The organism is Agrobacterium sp. RC10-4-1 (genome assembly GCF_014138475.1).
Taxonomy (GTDB): domain Bacteria; phylum Pseudomonadota; class Alphaproteobacteria; order Rhizobiales; family Rhizobiaceae; genus Agrobacterium; species Agrobacterium pusense.
The window spans coordinates 538,545-558,486 of record NZ_JACJIT010000001.1 but is presented as its reverse complement, the minus strand read 5'-3'; the positions used below and the strand labels follow the sequence as shown (position 1 = coordinate 558,486).

General features: G+C 59.9%; 18 protein-coding genes. 12 read left to right on the top strand and 6 right to left on the bottom strand.

Annotation, left to right across the window (positions count from 1 at the left end):
• Positions 1-308 precede the first annotated feature (308 nt).
• From FHW77_RS02575 to FHW77_RS02560, 4 genes are all read left to right on the top strand, one after another.
• The gene (locus tag FHW77_RS02575) at positions 309-1,808 is read left to right on the top strand and encodes a helix-turn-helix transcriptional regulator (RefSeq protein WP_004445430.1); all 1,500 of its coding nucleotides are present in this window, start codon (positions 309-311) and stop codon (positions 1,806-1,808) included.
• A gap of 118 nt (positions 1,809-1,926) precedes the next feature.
• A complete protein-coding gene (locus tag FHW77_RS02570; RefSeq protein ID WP_004445431.1) occupies positions 1,927-2,106 on the top strand; it encodes a CsbD family protein in 180 nt (59 codons plus the stop codon).
• Between the two features lie 7 nt (positions 2,107-2,113).
• On the top strand, positions 2,114-2,461 hold the full coding sequence (locus tag FHW77_RS02565; protein ID WP_100911191.1) for a BON domain-containing protein: 348 nt from the start codon (positions 2,114-2,116) through the stop codon (positions 2,459-2,461).
• Complete coding sequence (locus FHW77_RS02560) at positions 2,458-2,964, top strand: DUF992 domain-containing protein (RefSeq protein WP_004445433.1); 507 nt, start codon at positions 2,458-2,460, stop codon at positions 2,962-2,964. Before FHW77_RS02565 ends, FHW77_RS02560 begins: the two co-directional genes overlap by 4 nt.
• 64 nt (positions 2,965-3,028) lie before the next feature.
• On the opposite strand, the gene FHW77_RS02555 is transcribed toward FHW77_RS02560, so the two are convergent.
• Both FHW77_RS02555 and FHW77_RS02550 read right to left on the bottom strand, forming a co-directional pair.
• Entirely contained in the window at positions 3,029-4,303 is a 1,275-nt protein-coding gene (locus FHW77_RS02555; protein WP_004445434.1) for an NAD(P)/FAD-dependent oxidoreductase, read from the bottom strand.
• Between the two features lie 15 nt (positions 4,304-4,318).
• Positions 4,319-4,987 (bottom strand): haloacid dehalogenase type II, encoded by a 669-nt coding sequence (locus FHW77_RS02550; protein WP_004445435.1) that lies wholly within the window; start codon positions 4,985-4,987, stop codon positions 4,319-4,321.
• 324 nt (positions 4,988-5,311) lie between these two features.
• Between FHW77_RS02550 and FHW77_RS02545 the strand changes: the two genes are divergently transcribed.
• From FHW77_RS02545 to FHW77_RS02515, 7 genes are all read left to right on the top strand, one after another.
• Positions 5,312-6,148, top strand: coding sequence for a GNAT family N-acetyltransferase (locus FHW77_RS02545; RefSeq protein WP_004445436.1), 837 nt, complete (start codon positions 5,312-5,314; stop codon positions 6,146-6,148).
• A 16-nt stretch (positions 6,149-6,164) separates the two neighbouring features.
• Entirely contained in the window at positions 6,165-7,538 is a 1,374-nt protein-coding gene (locus FHW77_RS02540; RefSeq protein WP_004445438.1) for an aspartate aminotransferase family protein, read from the top strand.
• Between the two features lie 259 nt (positions 7,539-7,797).
• A complete protein-coding gene (locus FHW77_RS02535; protein ID WP_100911192.1) occupies positions 7,798-8,511 on the top strand; it encodes an HAD-IA family hydrolase in 714 nt (237 codons plus the stop codon).
• Positions 8,512-8,605: 94 nt separating this feature from the next.
• Positions 8,606-10,216 carry an ABC transporter substrate-binding protein gene (locus FHW77_RS02530; protein ID WP_111813884.1) on the top strand — a complete coding sequence of 537 codons (1,611 nt, stop codon included), beginning with the start codon at positions 8,606-8,608 and terminating at the stop codon, positions 10,214-10,216.
• A gap of 93 nt (positions 10,217-10,309) precedes the next feature.
• On the top strand, positions 10,310-11,260 hold the full coding sequence (locus tag FHW77_RS02525) for an ABC transporter permease (RefSeq protein ID WP_004445443.1): 951 nt from the start codon (positions 10,310-10,312) through the stop codon (positions 11,258-11,260).
• Positions 11,260-12,114, top strand: a complete 855-nt coding sequence (locus FHW77_RS02520; protein ID WP_004445444.1) for an ABC transporter permease — start codon at positions 11,260-11,262, stop codon at positions 12,112-12,114. The genes FHW77_RS02525 and FHW77_RS02520 overlap by 1 nt, the downstream gene beginning before the upstream one ends.
• A complete protein-coding gene (locus tag FHW77_RS02515) occupies positions 12,111-13,766 on the top strand; it encodes an ABC transporter ATP-binding protein (RefSeq protein ID WP_004445446.1) in 1,656 nt (551 codons plus the stop codon). The genes FHW77_RS02520 and FHW77_RS02515 overlap by 4 nt, the downstream gene beginning before the upstream one ends.
• A 248-nt stretch (positions 13,767-14,014) precedes the next feature.
• On the opposite strand, the gene FHW77_RS02510 is transcribed toward FHW77_RS02515, so the two are convergent.
• Positions 14,015-14,491: an Lrp/AsnC family transcriptional regulator gene (locus FHW77_RS02510; RefSeq protein ID WP_004445447.1), complete on the bottom strand. Its 477-nt coding sequence runs from the start codon at positions 14,489-14,491 to the stop codon at positions 14,015-14,017.
• A gap of 229 nt (positions 14,492-14,720) precedes the next feature.
• Here FHW77_RS02510 and FHW77_RS02505 point away from each other — a divergent pair, with 229 nt between their 5' ends.
• Positions 14,721-16,046, top strand: a complete 1,326-nt coding sequence (locus tag FHW77_RS02505; protein ID WP_100911193.1) for an NAD(P)/FAD-dependent oxidoreductase — start codon at positions 14,721-14,723, stop codon at positions 16,044-16,046.
• Positions 16,047-16,108: 62 nt separating this feature from the next.
• On the opposite strand, the gene FHW77_RS02500 is transcribed toward FHW77_RS02505, so the two are convergent.
• The 3 genes from FHW77_RS02500 to FHW77_RS02490 all read right to left on the bottom strand — a co-directional run bounded on the left by FHW77_RS02500 (position 16,109) and on the right by FHW77_RS02490 (position 19,939).
• Entirely contained in the window at positions 16,109-17,044 is a 936-nt protein-coding gene (locus FHW77_RS02500; protein WP_100911194.1) for an ABC transporter substrate-binding protein, read from the bottom strand.
• Between the two features lie 128 nt (positions 17,045-17,172).
• The gene (locus tag FHW77_RS02495; protein WP_100911195.1) at positions 17,173-18,111 is read right to left on the bottom strand and encodes an ABC transporter substrate-binding protein; all 939 of its coding nucleotides are present in this window, start codon (positions 18,109-18,111) and stop codon (positions 17,173-17,175) included.
• Between the two features lie 22 nt (positions 18,112-18,133).
• On the bottom strand, positions 18,134-19,939 hold the full coding sequence (locus FHW77_RS02490; protein ID WP_077985899.1) for an amino acid ABC transporter permease/ATP-binding protein: 1,806 nt from the start codon (positions 19,937-19,939) through the stop codon (positions 18,134-18,136).
• Between the last annotated feature and the right edge of the window lie 3 nt (positions 19,940-19,942).

The following is a 19,942-nucleotide window of genomic DNA, read 5'->3' as shown; positions in this document are numbered from 1 at the left end:
CAATCTTCTCGGATGGCTGCGCGATCCAGCTTCAAGTCTCTGGCGTCGTCTCGCCCTTGGCATCTGTGGTTCAAGAGGCAGTATGTCCGATGGGCGCGCCCATAAGCAAGTGATCACCGCCGCGTTTGCAGGGGGCGAAAATGAGCCTTGAGGTGACGGTATGACGGACAGCCAACAAATCCGCACCATCCGATTCCGGCGCTTATCGCGGTCAAGCGGCGCGTTATCGTGTCGTCTATGCCGGCTTTGCAACACTTGGCGGAACTTGGCGTTATAAAGGCATAAAGTTTCTAGATGCCAGGGGCGACATGGACGACAGCGTGACCATTCCCAAGATCAACCGGCTCGTATTGCAAAATCTCGTAACCGGGCTGAGCGACGGGCTGATCCTTCTCGAAAACGACGGAACAATCGCCTGGGCCAACAGGGCGGCGCTTGTGATGCACCGCATAGAATCGGTATCCGAACTCGGCGACGATACCGAAAGCTACCGGCGGAATTTCACGCTTCGGTATCGCAATAATCACCTTCTAGACGCAGGGCAATATCCGCTTGAGCGGCTTCTTGCCGGCGAGACCTTTGAAGACGTCACTGTGGAAATATCTCCGAGTGACGATGAAACCGAATGCTGGGTGCACACCGTGCGTGGCCTCATCCTGGAAGATGCCGGCGCGAAACCGGATGTGCTGGTGCTGATCATTCGTGACGAGACGCCGCGCTACGAAGCGGAGGCACGTTTCGAGAGTGCTTTTAACGCAAATCCCGCACCTGGTCTCATCTGCAGGCTTGAAGACCAGCGCTTCATTCGCGTCAACCAGGGCTTTCTGGAAATGACCGGCTTCAGCCGGGAGGATATTATCGGCATCAGCGTCGAGGAACTCGGCCTGTTTTCCGAATGCGATACCGGCGAGGATGCGCTGAAACGCCTGCATGAAGGACGTGTCATACGCCAGCGTGAGGCGCTCATCCCCATTCCCGGCGGCGACCGGCTGGTGATCGTGGCGGGAGAAACCATCGCCGTTGCCGAAGAGCCGTGCATGCTTTTTACCTTCGCCGATCTCGACGGCCGCCGGAAAGCACAAAATGCACTTCGCCAGAGCGAGGAGCGCTTTTTCAAATCCTTCCGACTCTCGCCCGCACCGGCTGCGATTTCGAGGCTTGAAGATTTCGTGCTGACAGAAGTCAACGATGCATTTCTGACGCTGTGCGGACGCAAGGAAGCCGAGGTGGTGGGCAAGACGGCGAGCGAACTGAAATTGTGGGACGATGTGGCAGCACGGCGCGATGTCGAAAAGCGGCTGAAGGACAATATCCCGATCCGCAACGAGAACCTGCGCATGAACCTTGCCGATGGCGGCGCGGCCGAATGTATCGTTTCTGCAGAACGCGCCGAGATCAATGACCAGCTCTGTGTCATCTGGGCGATACAGGATGTGACGGAGCGACGCCGCTCCGAGAACGAACTGATCGAGGCGATCGAGAGCGTCATGGCCGATACATCATGGTTCAGTCGCACCGTGGTGGAACGGCTGGCAGGGCTCAGGCAGAATTCCCGCGGGGCGTCATCTTCCGCTTCGCTCAAGGATCTCACCGAGCGTGAAGAGCAGATATTGTCTCTGATCTGCGACGGATGCAGCGACAAGGAAATGAGCGACCGGTTGAACCTGTCCAGACATACCATCCGCAATCATATCGCGTCGCTATACGGCAAGATCGGCGTCAACCGCCGCACGGCGGCGGTCATCTGGGCTAGGGAGCGCGGTTTTGCCGGCCGCCGGGAAAAACAACATTCGCCACCCGCAAAATAGGTCAATTTGTACCAGTTGAACTAGTAGCTAATGCTCTGCAAGGAGCACTATTCCAGGGCTACCTTTCCATCATGCCGTTACCAACCGCGGCACGCTCAAACGATGGAAGGAGTTCGTCATGGACAATAACCGTATCGAAGGTATCGCCCGTCAGGCAAAGGGCACGATCAAGGAAGCAGCCGGCAAGATCACCGGCAATGACAAGCTTCAGGCTGAAGGCAAGGCCGAAAAACTGGCCGGCCAGGCGCAGGAAAAGCTGGGCCAGACGAAGGATACCGTCAAAAAAGCATTCAAGTGAACCGTCAATGTTCAAGGCAGGAGGTTTCACCATGATGCTTGCGTGCGAAGCAACCCCGGCGGCAAGCTGCCTTCCGCAGGAGGTCAGCCTCTGCGCCGCCTTGCAGGCCGTAATCGCCTATGCTGACGGACAGGAGAAAAGCTCAATCTCCGTCACGTCGGTCGAGGGCCGTATTGTGCTCTCGGGCGAGGTTGAAACGCTCTCTGCCTTCGAACGTGCGGTGATCATCGCGGAATGTTTCGCATCGCGGCCGATCATTGCGGATCTGGCGATCCGGCAGCCGCCCTTTCCCTATCTGGATGCCTCTTCCCCACGCATCCGCCTCGTGAATGATAACAGGAGTGACAGACAATGAAAAAACTCGTTCTCGCAACTGCAATTGCAACGCTGGCCATTGCCCCACTCGCTTCCGCCGAGACGAAGCACAACGGCAAGCGCGCTACGGAAACCGCGCAGAAGGAGCGTGTCGGCACGCTGTCGTGTGAAATCGCCGGCGGCGTCGGCCTCGTCGTCGGATCCAGCAAGGCGGTGAACTGCGAATTCCGCCAGCGCTCAGGAAAGACTGAGCGCTACACGGGCAAGATCGGCAAGCTCGGTCTCGACATCGGCGTGACCGGCAAGACCTATATGAGCTGGATCGTGCTGAACACGGCGGCAAGCCGTGTGGGTGACGGCGCGCTGAGCGGCGATTATGTCGGCGCTTCCGCAGGAGCGTCGGTCGGGGTCGGCCTCGGCGCCAATGCGCTGATCGGCGGCAATGCCAAAAACTTTGCCCTGCAGCCGATCAGCGCCGAAGTGGGAACCGGCGTGAATGTTGCAGCGGGTGTATCCCACCTTCAACTGAAGCGCGGGGGTTGACCGTTCATCCGGGGCATCCGAGGAGAGGCCGCGCCTGGCTGGCGCGGCCACAAATTGCGGCCGGCTACTGTATCTTGTCCAGCATCTTGTAATATAAACCCACGAGCGGCAGGAACCAGGGCTTGCCGAAATGACCTGGCACCGCCGGCCACTCAAGCCCCTTTAGCGGGTTGTTGTCCGGCCGCCCCAGAATGGCGTCCGCAACCACCATACCGAGATGTGTGGAAAGCTGCGCCCCGTGACCGGAATAGCCCATGGCATACCAGACGCCATCGTGATAGCCGGCCCGCGGATAGCGGTCCTTGGTCATGTCCACCAGTCCGCCCCAGCAATAGTCTATCGGCACATGCGAAAGCTGGGGAAAAATGCGATGGAGGCTTTCCGTCAGGATCGCTCCGCTCTTGGCGTCAGAACGCTGGTCCGACGTGGCGGAGAAGCGTGCACGGCCGCCAAAGATCAGCCGGTTATCCGGAGCCAGCCGGAAGTAGTTGCCGATGTTCATGGAATTGACATAGGTGCGGTTGCCCGGAACCGACGCCTTCACTTCTGCATCCGTCAGCGGCCGCGTGGCGATGATGAAACTGCCGACGGCGATGATGCGCCGGCGAAAATAACCGAAACCGGAGGGCGTGTAAGCGCCAGTCGCAACGAGAACATTGTCCGCGGTCACCTTGCCGCGCGCGGTTTCAAGTTCGTGAAGCCCGCCGTTCTGGATGTGTTTCGTCACCGACGCATTTTCGAAGATCACCGCCCCATGACGGCTGGCAGCTTCGGCGAGCCCTGCCACATAACGGCCCATATGCATCATGGCGCTCTTCTTCGAGAGCATGGCGCCATGAAAGGGCGATCCTATTTCCGCCGTCAGATCGGCGGCGGACAGAAGCTCCGTATCGGGATCGACCTCGGCGTGGACAGCGTCGAAATTCCTCGCCAGCCCTTCGAAATGCTGCGGCTTCGAGGCCATCTTCAGTTTGCCCGCCCGGCGGAAATTACAGTCGATACCTTCCTCGGCGATCAGGCTCTCCAGCGTGTCAATTGACGCGTCCAGTGCTTTGTAGAGCGCAATGGCTCGTTCCTTGCCAAGCTCCGCCTTGGCGGAAAGATAGGAATGGGCAAGGCCGTTATTGAGGTGCCCGCCATTGCGGCCGGAAGCACCCCAGCCGACCCGCTGCCCTTCCAGAACAACGACGCGCGCGCCCGCTTTTGCGAGCTGGCGCGCAGCACCAAGACCGGTAAAGCCGCCGCCGATGACGGCTACATCATAGTGACCCTCTACAGGACCTTCCGCCGCCCCCGCGAAAGAGGGGGCAGTATCGTGCCAGTAGGAGACGAGCTTCATGGCCTGGTCCTTTCCTTACAGTCCGACAACACCCGCGAGACCGGAAATATCGGCGATCTCGACATAACCATAATAAGGGTTTGCCGGTTCGTGGCCGCGATTGACCCAGACCTTGTTCTTGATGCCGAGATCATGGGCCGACATCAGGTCGTAACGGAATGAGGACGAGACGTGGAGAATGTCTTCCGGACCACAGCCGAGCATGTCGAACAAATACTCGAAAGCCTTGAAATGCGGTTTGTAGGCCTGCGCCTGCTCGGCCGTATAGACGGCATGGAACGGCGCACCGAGCTTTGCGACATTCGACATGATCTGCGAATTCATGGCGTTGGACAGGATGACGAGCGGAATTTCGTTGGCGACCTTCGCCAGACCAGCGGGGACATCCGCGTGCGGACCCCAGGTCGGAACGCGCTCATAGGTCATGATGGCATCCTCGTCCTTGAAGGATACGCCGTTGCGCCTGCATGTCCGTGACAGCGCGTTGTGAACGACTTCAGCGTAAGGCTTCCAGTCATGCATGACCTCGTCCAGACGATAAGCGGAGAAATTCTTGATGAATTCCTGCATCTGCGCTTCATCCAGGCGGTCGCCGTAAAGATCGCGGGCGGCCTCGGCCATCTGAAAGTTAATCAACGTACCGTAGCAATCGAAAGTGATGTATTTCGGGCGGAAGATGGTCATGTCGTCGTCATCCTTGATTGGGGATCGAGTGTGGCCGGAATAATGAGATCATAGAAAGCCTTTGTCCCGTCGGCGCACCGCAATTGCCCGTCGCGAAAGCAGATTGTTGCGTATGTAGCTGCCAGTTTGGCAGAGAGTTGCGCGCGGAGAAACCCGGATGCCCTCGCCCGGCCCGGTTTGCCGCCAGGCGCGCACGACAGGCGGCATAAGATGCGGCAACGGATAAAAGCAACAGCGAAACATATCGAACCTTCCCATTTGTCGGGACAATCTTCTTCAAACCTCAGTCTATCAATGAACCAGCAGAGCAAACGGAGTTTCGGCATGCACGCCAGCCCCATCGACATCCAGTCCTTTCAACCTGACCATCTTGACGCCGCCGTCGAACTCTCGCGCCAGGCCGGTTGGCCGCATCGCAAGGAAGACTGGGCGCTTGTCCTTTCAATCAGCAATGGCTTCGTCGCGCTCGAAAACGGCCGTGTCGTCGGATCCGCAATGGCGACGTTGCTGGGAGATGGCTGCGCCACCGTCAATATGGTGATCGTGGATGAGGCAATGCGCGGCCGCGGTCTTGGCCGCCGTCTGATGGATGCGGCGATCGGCGCCGCCGAGGAGCGCGAATGCCGCCTGGTCGCCACGGCCGATGGCCTTCCCCTCTATGAAAAAATGGGCTTCGTCGCCTCGGGGGAAGTGCTCCAGCATCAGGGTGTTCCTGTTCCTGGCGAAAAGCCGGCGGGTGTCGCCTGGCTCGAGACCGTCGTTCCAGGGGAGCTTGCGGTGCTCGATGCGCAGGCGTTCGGCGCGGACCGCACCGCACTATTTGCAGCGCTTGTCGCGAGAGCGCGTTTTGCCGAAGTCCGGCAGGAGGGCGTCCTCAAGGGCTTTGCAGCCCTGCGTGCCTTCGGGCGCGGTGAGGTCATAGGCCCGGTCGTGGCAGAAAATGCTGAAACTGCAAAGGCCCTCATCGCTTTCGTCATTGCCGAGCGCCCCGGCATGTTCCTGCGGGTGGACACCACCGCCGATACGGGTCTCGCCCCATGGCTCGTCGAAAATGGTCTTGCCCATGTCGGCGGCGGCATCGCCATGCGCCGACCGAAGACCGACATCGCCCCCGGCAGAAAATTCAAAACATTTGCATTGACCAGCCAGGCACTCGGCTGAATCCGGAGAGAGACCCATGTTAAGCAATTCCCTGATCGAACTGGACCGCGCCCATCTGGTGCACCCCGTCTCCTCCTTCCGCGGCCATGAGAAGCTGGGCGTGCGGGTGCTGAAATCGGCAAGCGGCGCCACCGTCACCGACATCACCGGCCACCAGCTCATCGATGGCTTTGCCGGTCTGTGGTGCGTGAATGCCGGTTATGGTCATGACAGCATCGTTGAGGCCGCGGCCAGACAGATGCGGGAATTGCCCTATGCCACAGCCTATTTCGACATTGGCAGTGAGCCGGCCATCCGGCTTGCGTCGGAGCTCGCCGACCGAGCGCCCGGCGACCTGAACCATGTTTATTTCACGCTCGGCGGCTCCGATGCCGTGGACAGCACCATCCGTTTCATCCGCTATTACTGGCACGCCAGGGGTGAGCCGCAGCGTGACCAGTTCATCTCCATCGAACAGGGTTATCACGGCTCCACCACCGCCGGCTCGGGCCTCACCGCCCTGCCCGCGTTTCATGCTGGTTTCGGCGTGCCTTACGACTGGCAGCACAAAATCCCGTCGCATTACGCCTATCGCAACCCGGCCGGAAGCGATCCCGCCGCCATCATCGCCTCCTCCCTGCAAATTCTGAAGGACAAGATCGAGACGATCGGTCCGGAGCGCGTCGCCGCCTTTTATGCGGAGCCCATTCAGGGTTCCGGCGGGGTGCTCGTACCGCCGCCCGGCTGGATCAAGGCCATGCGGGACCTCTGCAAGTCATACGGCATCCTTTTCGTCGCCGACGAAGTCATCACCGGCTTCGGGCGTACCGGCCCGCTTTTTGCCTGCGCCGACGAAGATATCGTGCCCGACTTCATCACCGCGGCGAAGGGCCTCACGTCCGGCTACGTGCCGATGGGCGCGGTATTCATGGCTGATCATGTCTACGACACGATTGCCGATTTCGCAGGCGAAGCGGCGGTCGGCCATGGCTATACCTATTCCGCTCATCCGGTCAGCGCAGCCGTGGGTCTGGAAGTGCTGAAGCTCTACGAAGGCGGGCTGCTGGAGAATGGCCGCCGCGCCGGCGCGCGCCTCATGGCGGGGCTGGAAGGGCTGAGAAGCCATCCGCTGGTCGGCGATGTGCGCGGCCGCGGCATGCTTGCCGCCGTCGAGCTTGTGACCGACAAGGAGAAGAAAACCCCGCTTCCGGCAGCGGCTGCACCAGCCCGCAGGGTTTTTGATCGTGCCTGGGAGAACGGCCTCATCGTACGCGCCTTCGCGAACGGCATCCTCGGCTACGCGCCGCCGCTCTGCTGTACGGATGGCGAGATCGATGCGATAATCGAACGGACGCTTAAAACCCTCGATCAGACGTTAGAGGACCCGACCGTGCGGGCGGCAATGGCCTGAAGCGGCGACCGGCTCTTTCCCGGCACCTTCGCGAAATGTCGCCACACAGCGCATATTCGCAATATTCTGCCGAAGAGCCGATCCATTTCGGAGAATCCGGCGCGCCGGAACTGCCAAACTATCCCTAAGAAAAAGCACAAAACGCCACTAAAACAGGCGTTTTCAAAAATGGGAACGGGACAAGGATCCCGTCCGGGAACGAAATAAAATGCCGCAACCTTCCCCTAAAAAGGACGTGGCGGCAGAGCGGAGACCGACATTGCCCAAAAAACTGAGCGACTTCAAATATATGAGCTTCGACGTGGTGGGAACCCTCATCGATTTCGAACGGGGTCTGACATCGACGCTGGCCGCAATCGGTGCGGAAAACGGTGTTGAGGTCGATGGTGAAAAGGCGCTCGCGCTCTACCGTGCGGCCCGCTACTCCGACGCAACCGACCTTTTTCCCGATGATCTCGTGCGCGTCTACCTCATCATTGCCCCTGAGCTCGGCCTGCCGGTGGAGCGCGCCTATGGTGAGCGTCTGCGCGACGCGGCAAAGGACTGGAAAGGCTTTGCCGACAGCCGCGCCGCGATGGCCGAACTTTCAAGGACCCACCGCCTGATCGCCATGACCAACGCCCGACGCTGGGCCTTCGACTATTTCTCGACGGAACTCGGCAACCCCTTCCACGCCGCTTTCACCGCCGATGACACCGGCACTGAAAAGCCCGACCCTGCCTTCTTCGAGAAGGTCTTCTCCTTCGTGGAAAGCGAAGGAGCGTCGAAGGAGGACATTCTGCACGTGGCGCAGAGCCAGTACCACGATATCGGCATTTCCCGAAAACTCGGCATGACCAATTGCTGGATAGAGCGTCGCCATGCCCAGAAGGGATATGGCGGCACGATCGAGCCGGAAAACTTTACCGCACCGGATTATCACTTCACGTCCATGGCCGGCCTTGCCGAAGCCGCCAGACAAACGGGCGGCTGAGCCGCCCCTGCTGTCGGCGTGGCGCACACCGGTGCCCCAGCCGCAGATAATTTCTACAGACGCATTTCAAGAAATCATACAAAAGGGGAAGACCATGAGTGACAGGATTTCAAACTGGACCCGCTCCGACGATGCTGCCGTTGAACAGGCGATCCGCCGCGGCGCCACACGGCGCGAACTGCTTCACATGATGCTGGCGGGCGGCGTGGCCCTTTCCGCCGGTTCGGCAATCCTCGGCCGCGCCTCGCAGGCCGTGGCGGCTACCCCGGTTTCCGGCGGCACGCTGAAGGCGGCGGGCTGGTCGGCCTCCACTGCCGATACGCTGGATCCGGCCAAAGCCTCGCTCTCGACGGATTATGTCCGCTGCTGCGCGCTCTACAACCGCCTGAGCTTTCTCGACATTTCCGGCACGCCGCAGATGGAGCTGGCCGAATCGATCGAATCCAAGGACGCCAAGACCTGGACCGTGAAACTCCGCTCAGGAGTGACCTTCCACGACGGCAAGGCGCTGACCGCCGACGACGTGGTCTATTCGCTGAAGCGCCATCTCGATCCAGCCGTCGGCTCCAAGGTTGCCAAGATCGCGGCACAGATGACCGGCTTCAAGGCCGTCGACAAAAGCACCGTCGAGATTACGCTGGCCAGCGCCAATGCCGACCTGCCGACGATCCTTGCCATGCACCACTTCATGATCGTGGCGGACGGCACCACCGATTTCTCCAAGGGCAATGGCACCGGTGCCTTCAAGCTCGAAAAATTCGAGCCGGGGGTACGCTCGATCATGGCGAAGAATACCAATTACTGGAAATCCGGCGGACCGCACGTCGACAGCTTCGAGTTCTTCGCGATCTCGGACGACAACGCCCGTGTCAACGCGCTTCTCTCCGGTGATATCCAGCTCGCCGCCGCCATCAACCCGCGCGCGCTCCGTCTGCTCGACAAGCAGGAGGGCGTTGTCCTGTCGAAGGGAACGTCCGGCAACTACACCAATCTCAACATCCGTCTTGATCAGGCACCCGGTAACAAGGCCGATTTCATTGCCGGCATGAAGTCGATCGTCAATCGCGAGCAGATCGTCAAGGCGGCCCTGCGCGGACTTGGGGAAGTGGGGAACGACCAGCCGGTGCCGCCCATGAGCCCCTATCACAATCCGGATCTGAAGCCGAAAGCCTTCGATCCCGAAAAGGCGAAGTTCCACTTCGAAAAAGCCGGCGTCATTGGCCAGTCCATCCCGGTCATTACCTCCGACGCGGCGAACTCGGCCATCGACATGGCGATGATCATCCAGGCTTCGGCTGCGGAAATCGGCGTCAAGCTGGACGTGCAGCGCGTTCCCGCCGACGGCTACTGGAGCAATTACTGGCTGAAGGCCCCGATCCATTTCGGCAACATCAACCCGCGTCCGACGCCCGACATCCTGTTCTCGCTGCTTTATGCATCGGACGCGCCGTGGAACGAAAGCCAGTACAAGTCGGAAAAATTCGACAAGTTGATGGTGGAGGCGCGCGGCCTGCTCGACATGGAGAAGCGCAAGCAGATCTACTTCGAGATGCAGACGATGATCGCCGACGAAGCAGGCACCATCATTCCCGCCTATCTCACCAATGTGGACGCAATCTCCTCCAGGCTGAAGGGGCTGGAAGCCAATCCACTCGGCGGCATGATGGGTTACGCCTTCGCGGAATACGTCTGGCTCGAAGCCTGATAAACCATGGTGCCGGGCGTGAAACAGCGCCCGGCAAGCTTTCCCCAAGATGCGGGAAGCCTCCACCATCAGGCAGGTTGCAGGAGCATGTGAATGAACAGCCGGATATTATCCCTTGTCGCCAGGCGGCTGGTCGTCATGCTGACGACGCTGCTTATCGTCTCATTTATCGTCTTTTCAGCCACCAGCCTGTTACCCGGCGACACCGCGACGATCCTCCTCGGCCAGGCGGCGACGCCTGAAGCCGTTGCCGGCCTGCGTACCGCCATGCATCTCGACGATCCCGCCCTGCTGCGTTTCATCCGTTGGCTTTTCGGCCTGGTGCAGGGTGATCTCGGCACGTCCTATGCCAATAACATGGCGATTGCCGATCTCATCGGCCCGCGTTTCATCAACTCCATGAAGCTGGCCGGCATCACGACCATCATCGCCGTGCCGCTGGCGCTGACGCTCGGCATCAGTTCCGCAATGCTGCGCGGAACGCTTTATGACCGGGCCGTCACCGTGCTGACCATCGGCGTCATTTCGGTGCCGGAATTCATGATCGCGACGCTCGCGGTGCTGCTTTTTGCCGTTTACCTGAAATGGCTGCCGGCGCTATCGCTCGTCAGCGAAGTGCACACGCTTTTCGATGTGCTGCGTGTTTACGCCATGCCCGTCATCACCCTGACCTTCGTTGTCTCCGCCCAAATGATCCGCATGAGCCGCGCCGCCGTTATCGAGACACTCGACACGCCCTATGTCGAAATGGCGCTGCTGAAAGGTGCGCCGCGCATGCGCATCGTGCTGCGCCACGCGCTGCCAAACGCGCTCGGCCCCATTGTCAACGCGGTGGCGCTCTCGCTCTCCTATCTTGTCGGCGGTGTTATCATCGTCGAGACGATCTTCAATTATCCCGGCATCGCCAAGCTGATGGTCGATGGCGTCGCCACCCGCGACCTGCCGCTGATCCAGACCTGCGCAATGATCTTCTGCGTCGGTTATCTCCTCCTCATCACGACCGCAGACATCATCGCCATCATGTCCAATCCGAGGCTGCGCTGATGGCCGATCATGTCAAAACAACTTCGGGGACCTCGCGTTTGGGTTACAAGATCAACGCAGTCGGCGTTTTCGGCTTTCTCGTCATCTTTCTCTGGGCCATGGTTGCGATCTTCGCGCCATATCTCATTCCGCATCCGGTCGGTGAAATCGTCGATTTCGATTATTTCGGGCCGATGACATCGGAGCTCTGGCTCGGTTCGGACTATCTCGGTCGTGACGTGCTTTCCCGTATTCTCATGGGCGCACGTTTCACGGTCGGCATTTCGCTGGCAGCGGTCGCCATCGCCTGCACCTGCGGCGTTGTGCTCGGCATGTGCGCCGCCGTCATCGGCGGCTGGTTCGACGCCGCGCTCAGCCGGTTTCTCGATGCGGTGAATTCCATTCCAAGCAAGCTTTTCGGCCTCGTGGTCGTCGCCGCTGTCGGTTCGTCCATTCCGGTATTGATCGTCACGCTCTCGGTCATCTACACGCCCGGCGCCTATCGTTTTGCGCGCGCGCTTGCAGTCAATGTCAACACAATGGATTTCGTCACAGTGGCGCGTGTTCGCGGTGAGAGCCTCTTTTATCTCATCGGCTCCGAAATTCTGCCGAACATCATCCGGCCCGTGCTTGCCGATCTCGGCGTGCGGTTCGTGTTTATCGTCCTGCTTCTTTCTGGCCTTTCCTTCCTTGGCCTCGGCCTGCAGCCACCCAATGCCGACTGGGGTGCGCTGGTGCGCGAAAACATCGGCGGCCTGCCTTTCGCGGCTCCCGCGGTCATTTTTCCGTCACTGGCCATTGCAAGCCTGACGATCAGCGTGAACCTGCTGATCGACAATCTGCCGCAGAAAATTCGCGACAGGAGCGAAGCATGAACAATCTCGTTGAAATCCGCGGATTGAAGGTCGAGGCAACCACCGATTCAGGCCGTCGCATCGATATCATCAAGGGCGTCGACATCGATATCGCCGATGGCGAAATCGTCGCACTGATCGGCGAAAGCGGCTCCGGCAAGACCACCATCGCCCTGACGCTGATGGGTTACGCCCGCCCCGGTTGCCGCATTTCCGGCGGCAGCGTCAAGGTGGCGGGTCAGGATATGGTGCAGCTTTCCGAAACAGAGCGCGAAAGGGTTCGCGGCACACAAGTCACCTATGTCCCGCAAAGCGCTGCTGCCGCCTTCAACCCGGCACAGAAGATCATAGAGCAGGTCATCGAAGTCACCCGCATCCATCACCTGATGCCGCCGCAGGAAGCCCGTGCACGCGCGGTTGAGCTCTTCAAGGCGCTCTCATTGCCCAACCCGGAAACCATCGGTGACCGTTATCCGCATCAGGTCTCCGGCGGTCAGCTTCAGCGCCTCTCCGCGGCCATGGCGCTGATCGGCAATCCGAAGCTGGTGATCTTCGACGAACCGACCACCGCACTCGACGTCACGACCCAGATCGAGGTTCTGCGCGCCTTCAAATCGGCAATGCGCAAGGGCGGCATCGGAGGTGTCTATGTGTCACACGATCTCGCCGTCGTTGCCCAGATCGCCGACCGGATCGTGGTGCTGAAAGGCGGCGAGGTACAGGAAACCGGCACCACCAGGGATATTCTCGAAAATGCGCAGCATCCCTACACAAAGGAATTGCTGACGGCATTTCATGACAAGGCCCGCGCGGTCGCCCCGCCAACGCAGGAGCGGGCAGCACCGTTGCTGGATATTGAAAATCTGATCGCTGGATATGGCACCAAGGGCGACGACAGGATGCCGCTCGTGCGCGCCGTGGATTCCGTCAGCCTTTCGGTCTATCCCGGTCGCAATCTCGGTATCATCGGCGAATCCGGCTGCGGAAAATCGACACTGGCACGCGCCATTGCCGGCATTCTTCCGGCGGCAGGCGGCCATGTCATTTTCGAAGGCAAGGAGCTGGATGCCGATGCCCGCCATCGGACAAGCGACCAGCTGCGCCGCATGCAGATCGTTTTCCAATATGCCGATACCGCGCTCAACCCTTCGAAACCGATCGAGGATATTCTCGGCCGGCCGTTGACCTTTTATCACGGCATGAAGGGCAAGGCCCGGGATGCGCGGGTCGATCAGCTTCTCGACATGGTGAAGCTGCCGCGCTCGGTGCGCCACCGTCATCCCTCAGGCCTGTCAGGCGGGCAGAAGCAGCGCGTCAATTTCGCCCGGGCGCTGGCCGCCGAACCATCACTCATCATCTGCGACGAAATCACCTCGGCGCTGGACACCGTGGTTGCCGCCGCCATCATCGATCTTCTCGGCGAATTGCAGCGGGAGCTGAACCTCTCTTACATCTTCATCAGCCACGATCTCTCGGTGGTGGAGACCATCTGCGACGAAATCGTGGTGATGTACGCCGGCAAGAAGGTGGAGCATCTGGAGACGGAAGCCATCAAATCGCCGACGCATCCCTATTCAAAGCTGCTCTTCTCTTCGGTACCCAAACTCGACCCGACATGGCTCGACAATCTTCAGCAGGATGCGGAGCTGGTGCGGGCGTTTTCCAAGCGGTGAGCCGCTGAAAAACAGTAAGGCGTTGCAAAAACCTGGGTGATTACCAAAGAGGATTGAGACGCTGTCCTCCGTCATGCCGAACTTGATCCGGCATCCAGCCACGGCGCGTCTGCCCCGTGAGAAGAGTCTTTTGCGATCAGGGACTTGATCGCGCTGGACCCCGGATCAAGTCCGGGGTGACGGAGTGTAAGTGCAACCCCCTGTCAAACCCATCGGTTCTGCGGACGTCAGATGCACTCCCTCTCACTTCAAAGCGGAAACAGGCTGGTCAGCGGCATATGCGATTTGATAATCGGCGATTTCAGCACCACGAAGCTGAAATATTTGTCGATGCCCACGTCCATATCGGTCAGCCTTTCCATGATCGACTGATATTCGACAATGCCCGACGTGACGAATTTCAGGAGGTAGTCGTAACCGCCGGAAACGAGATGGCATTCCACCACCTGGTCGATTTTTTCGACGACCCCGAGGAAGCGGGCGAAATCGATCTGGCGATGATTCTTGAGTGTGATCTCGGTAAAGACCGTCAGCGTCTGGCCGAGTTTGTTGATGTTGATCTGCGCCGAATACCCCTCGATATAACCTTCCGACTGGAGCTTCTTCACCCGCATCAGGCAGGGGCTTGGCGAAAGATTGACAAGTTCCGCCAGCTCGACATTGGTGATGCGACCGTTTTTCTGAAGTTCATAGAGAATCTTGATATCGATCCGGTCAAGTTTCATCACGTGCGGAACCCCTTTTGTTTTTTCAGACACGCGGCATAAAATTCTGGCGCGGCAATTGAAATCTTACCACATGGACGCGCGCTGTCGACGCAACGATGTTTTTTTCATTCAGCAGAAAGAGTTGCAGAGAGGTCTGTGAACAGCAGGAAATTCCGGCAGAGAGCCCAGTCTGGCAACGTTTGCGCGCCGGCCAAGGTAAATTAGGACGACTATAAGGAGCCAGACCATGCCCGCCCCGCTGCAACAGATAACGACATCGCCGGACCTGCCGAAAGCGGCTGACGCCGTCATCATCGGCGGCGGCATCGTCGGCGTATTCGCTGCTTATTACCTCGCGCAGCGCGGCCTGAAAGTCGCCCTTGTCGAAAAAGGTCTTATCGGCGCGGAGCAATCCAGCCGGAACTGGGGCTGGTGCCGGCAGCAGAACCGCGACGCAAGGGAATTGCCGATTTCGACGCAGAGCCTTACGCTCTGGGAACGATTTGCGGCCGAAGGCGGCGAGAACACCGGCTTTCGCCGCTGCGGGCTGCTTTACCTGAGCGACAACGAGGCCGAGCTTGCTGGATGGGCGCGCTGGCGCGACTTTGCCCTTACTGCCGGCGTGACGACCCATATGTTGAGCGCAGATGAGGCGAGCGAGCGTGGGCATGCGACCGGAAAACGCTGGAGGGGGGGCGTTTTTTCACCGACCGACGGAACAGCCGATCCTTCCATGGCGGCCCCCGCCGTAGCGCGTGCCATCATGAAGCTGGGCGGCACGGTGCATCAGAACTGCGCCGCGCGGGGCCTCGAGACGGAAAATGGTCGCGTCAGCGCCGTCGTTACCGAAAAAGGAACCATCCGCACGAAAACGGCGATCATGTCCGGCGGCGCCTGGGCCTCTTCATTCTGCCGCCAGCTGGGCATCCGTTTTCCGCAGGCTTCGGTTCGGTCCTCTATTCTCGCCGTTACGCCCGGCGCGGAAGGTCTGCCGGATGCGCTGCACACTGCCGCCGTCTCGGTAACGAAGCGGAATAATGGGGGCTATACGCTCGCCATCAGCGGGCTTGGACGCATTGACCCGACGGCGCAGCAGGCGCGGTTTGCGCGTGAGTTCGTGCCGATGTTCCTAAAGCGCTGGCGCAGTCTCAGGCCGGGCGGCCTGGAAGGCGTTCGCGGCGGCCACGAGTCGCTGAAAAACTGGCGCCTCGATGCGCCGACCCCCATGGAACGGGTTCGCATTCTGGATCCGAAACCGAATGCGGCAGCGATACGCGAAACCCATGAAAGAGCTTTGCAGCTCCTGCCTGCTCTGCGCAAAACGCAGGTTTCGACCACATGGGCCGGCTTTATCGACAGCACGCCGGATGGCGTACCTGCCATTGGTGAAACCAGCGAATTGCCCGGCTTCATCCTCGCCGCGGGCTTCAGCGGCCATGGTTTCGGCATAGGTCCGGGAGCGGGCCACCTCATTGCCGATATCGTCACTGGCGCCAGCCCGAGCGTCGATCCCGCGCCTTATCATCCCAGCCGTTTTAACAGCTCGGCCTGGGGCAAGGTCGCGGATTTCTGACGGACAAATACCCGCGGGGCTGACCCAGCGGGTATTGCAGTCCGCCGCATCTCATCTGCAGGTCAGCTTTTCGGCAGTCCGGGAGGATTGGTCCGCGATTCCGGCAGCGCCTCTTCGGAAAGCTGCCAGCGGTCGAGAATTTTTGCATAGGCACCACTCTTGATCAGATCGTTGGTGGCAAGTGTCAATGCATCGGCCAGTCCCGAACCCTTGCGGGTGGTGATTGCAACGTCGGAACGTTCCGGCCATCCGGCGGAAAGGGTTCCGACACGCTTGATGGTCTTGTCTCGCGCTGCGATGAAAACCAGCTGGGCATGCGGCTGAACGATTACATCCGCCCGCCCTGCCGAAAGGGCTACAAGCCGCGTTGCTTCATCGTCGTAATATTGCAGCTCGATCGGCTTCAAACCGGCGGCAACGTTCTCGTCGCTCCATTTCAGCAGAATACGCTCCTGATTGGTGCCGGCGCCGACGATGATACGCAGCCCCGCCGCATCCTTCGGCTCCCTGATAGCGCTTATGCCACTGTCGGACTTGACGAAGAAGCCGTGGAGACCCTGCCGGTAGGTGGAGAAGTCGAACTTTTCCTTGCGCTGCTCCGTGACACCTACATTCGAGATCACCGCATCGTATTTGCCCGACGCGAGCCCCAGCGGCCAGTCCGCCCAGGCGACCGCCACCAGTTCCAGCTCAAGCCCGAGACTGTCGGCAACGGCGAGCGCATAATCGGGATCGGCCCCTACGACAGTCTTCGCGTCGGTTGCGTAAGTGGCCAGCGGCGGGCCGCCCGGTGAAACGGCCACGGTGAATTTGCCTGGTGAGACGAACCGGAAATCCTTCGGGATGACGGCAATGGCGCCGGCATCCTTCTCGACCCTGACACGCCCAGGCTGATCCGGCGACAGATCAAAGACATCATCTGCGAAAGCAGACACGAAGCCGGCAAAGGAAAGAAAGGCGCCGAGCGTGACAGAGGTCAGGCGAAAGGTGAAAGTCATTGGTGTTTCCCGATATTGATCGCGGGACGGGGGTAGCGCGGGCGGGAGGAGGCCCGCGCTACCGGCTGAGTGATGTCCCACCTTCAACTCAGCTTTTTCGGCAACTTGGCTGTCAGCGATATGCCTTCTCAACTCTTGGGCAGACCGGGCGGGTTTGTGCGGGATTCGGTGATGGCCTCCGAGCCCAGATTCCAGCGGGCGAGCACCTTGCCGTAGTTGCCGTTCTTGATCTGGGCATTCAGTGCGGCAGTGATGGCTTCGGCAATACCGGCGTCCTTTTTCGAAGCGACGGCGATTTCCGCCGCTTCGGGCCAGCCGCCGGAGAAGGTGCCGACGAGCTTCGTCTTCTTCTGGCTTGCCGCCTGGAAGGCAGAGGTGGCATTGGGGCCAAGATAGGCATCCGCGCGGCCGGATTGCAGGGCGACATCAAGCACCGCCTGGTCGTCGTAATATTGTACCTCGGTGTCGGCCAGACCCTTGGCTTTGTTGTCCTTGATCCACTTCAAGAGTATCTGCTCCTGATTGGTGGCCGCGCCGACAATCACCTTCAGCCCGGCAACATCCTCGGGCTTGCCGATTGACGTGACCTTGCTGTTGTTGCCCACGTAAAAGCCCAGCAGGTCATTGCGATAGCTGGAGAAATCGAACTTTTCCTTGCGGGCCTCCGTCACCGTTATATTAGACGTCACGGCGTCATATTTGCCTGATGTGAGACCGAGCGGCCAGTCAGCCCAGGCGATGGGGACAAGCTGAAGTTCAAGTCCAAGGCTGTCGGCGACGAGCTGGGCAATATCCGGCTCCACGCCAATCGGCGTCTTCGTGTCGCTCGCATAATCCACAAGCGGCAACCGGAAAGGTACGGTCGCAACCGTCAGCTTTCCATCGGCGACGAACTTGTGGCCGGCAGGCAGAAGCTTGATCGCCTCCTCCACCTTTTCTGCGCGAACGCGACCCTTCTGCTCCGGCGACAGGTCAACCTCCTGCGCATGCGCTGCCGGGATGAGCGCGGCACTGGCCGTGAAAAGACCACCAGCGAGCAGGGATAATAATTTCGATGAAAAAGCCATGTGAGTGTTTCCTTTTTGTTGATTAGAGAACTTTGGCGAGGAATTCGGCTGTGCGCGGATGCTCGGGATTATTGAACACCTTGTCAGGCGTGCCCGTTTCGAGAATTCGCCCCTGCTCCATGAAGATCACCCTGTCGGAAACTTCGCGGGCAAAACCGATCTCGTGCGTGACGATGATGAGGGTGACGCCGGACCGGGACAGTTCCTTGATGACGTCAAGCACCTCGTTGACGAGTTCGGGATCGAGCGCCGAGGTCGGCTCATCGAACAGCAGCACCTTTGGCCGCAGGGCAAGCGCCCGCGCAATCGCCACGCGCTGCTGCTGGCCGCCCGAAAGCTGACGCGGATAGGCTCCGGACTTTTCGGCAAGACCGACGCGAGCCAGAAGATCCCTCGCCTCCGCCTCGGCCTGCTCCTTCTTGATGCCGCGAACCACGACCGGCGCTTCGGCTATATTTTCCAGTGCGGTAAGATGGGGGAAGAGGTTGAAGCTCTGAAAAACCATACCCACTTCAACGCGCCGCTTGAGGATCTCCCGCTCCTTCAGCTCGTAGAGCGTGTCGCCTTGCTGGCGATATCCGACCAGTTCGCCGTCGATGGCAATGAAGCCATCATCCACGCGTTCCAGGTGATTGATGGAGCGCAGCAGGGTGGACTTGCCGGATCCGGACTGGCCGAGAATGGTGGTGACACTGCCCGCCGGAATGGAAACGGTGACATCATCAAGGACTTTCAGCGAGCCGAAAGACTTCGAAACACCGTGAATATTGACCGACCCACCGCGATTTCCGAGCTGGAAACTACCGGTCCTGACGGCGGCCGGCCGTTCGGCTCTAGCGTCCGCAGGCGCTGGTGCCTCCACCGCTTCAGGCAAGGGCCTGCGCGGCCGGATTGTGCGGTAGAGGGTTGCAAATAGTGAGGGCGGAGGGTTGCGCAGCGCGCCACGCGAAAAGTGCCGCTCAATGTGATGCTGGACGATGGAAAGCGCGGTCAGGATCACCAGATACCAGACGGTTGCAACCATCAGCAGCGGGATCACTTCCAGATTGCGGCGATAGATGATCTGGATCGTATAGAATAGCTCGGGCAGCGCGAGGATATAGACCTGCGACGTTCCCTTTGCGAGGAGAATGATCTCGTTGAAACCATTGGGCAGAATGGTTCTCATCGCCTGCGGTAGCACGATGCGCGAAAACTGCCGGCGGCGCGGCAGGCCAAGCGAGGCCGCCGCCTCGAGCTGACCTTGTTCGACCGATAGGATGCCGCCGCGCACGATCTCCGATGAGAAAGCCGCAGCATGTAGCGTCAGTCCGAGCACCGCAGCCGCAAAGGGCGTCATGAGCTGCGTCGTGTTCCAGCTGAAGAAGTTGATACCGGTATAGGGAACGCCGATCGTGACGGTCTCGTAGAGATAACCGAGATTATTGAGGATCAGCAGCAGCACAATCAGCGGAATGGAACGGAATATCCAGATATAGGTCCAGGAGATCGCGACAAGCAGGGGAGACCCCGAAACGCGGGCAAGGGCGAGAACGGTGCCGAGCACGAAACCCAGAAAAGCCCCAAGCGCCGTCAGCAGCAGCGTCCGGCCTAGCCCCACAAGCACCGGTTCGGCGAAAAACCATTCCGCAAATACATTCCAGCCCCAGCGTGGGTTACCGAAGACGGAATGCAGGACGGCCGCGATGATGAGAACCGCAAGAACGGTGCCCGCCGTACGCAGCGGATAGCGGGCAGGAACGACGCGGAAATGCGCGTAACCGTCCCTGACCGGCTCGCCCTTGTGTTCACTCACCGAGACATTCGGAAAATCGGAAGCTATCGTCATCGG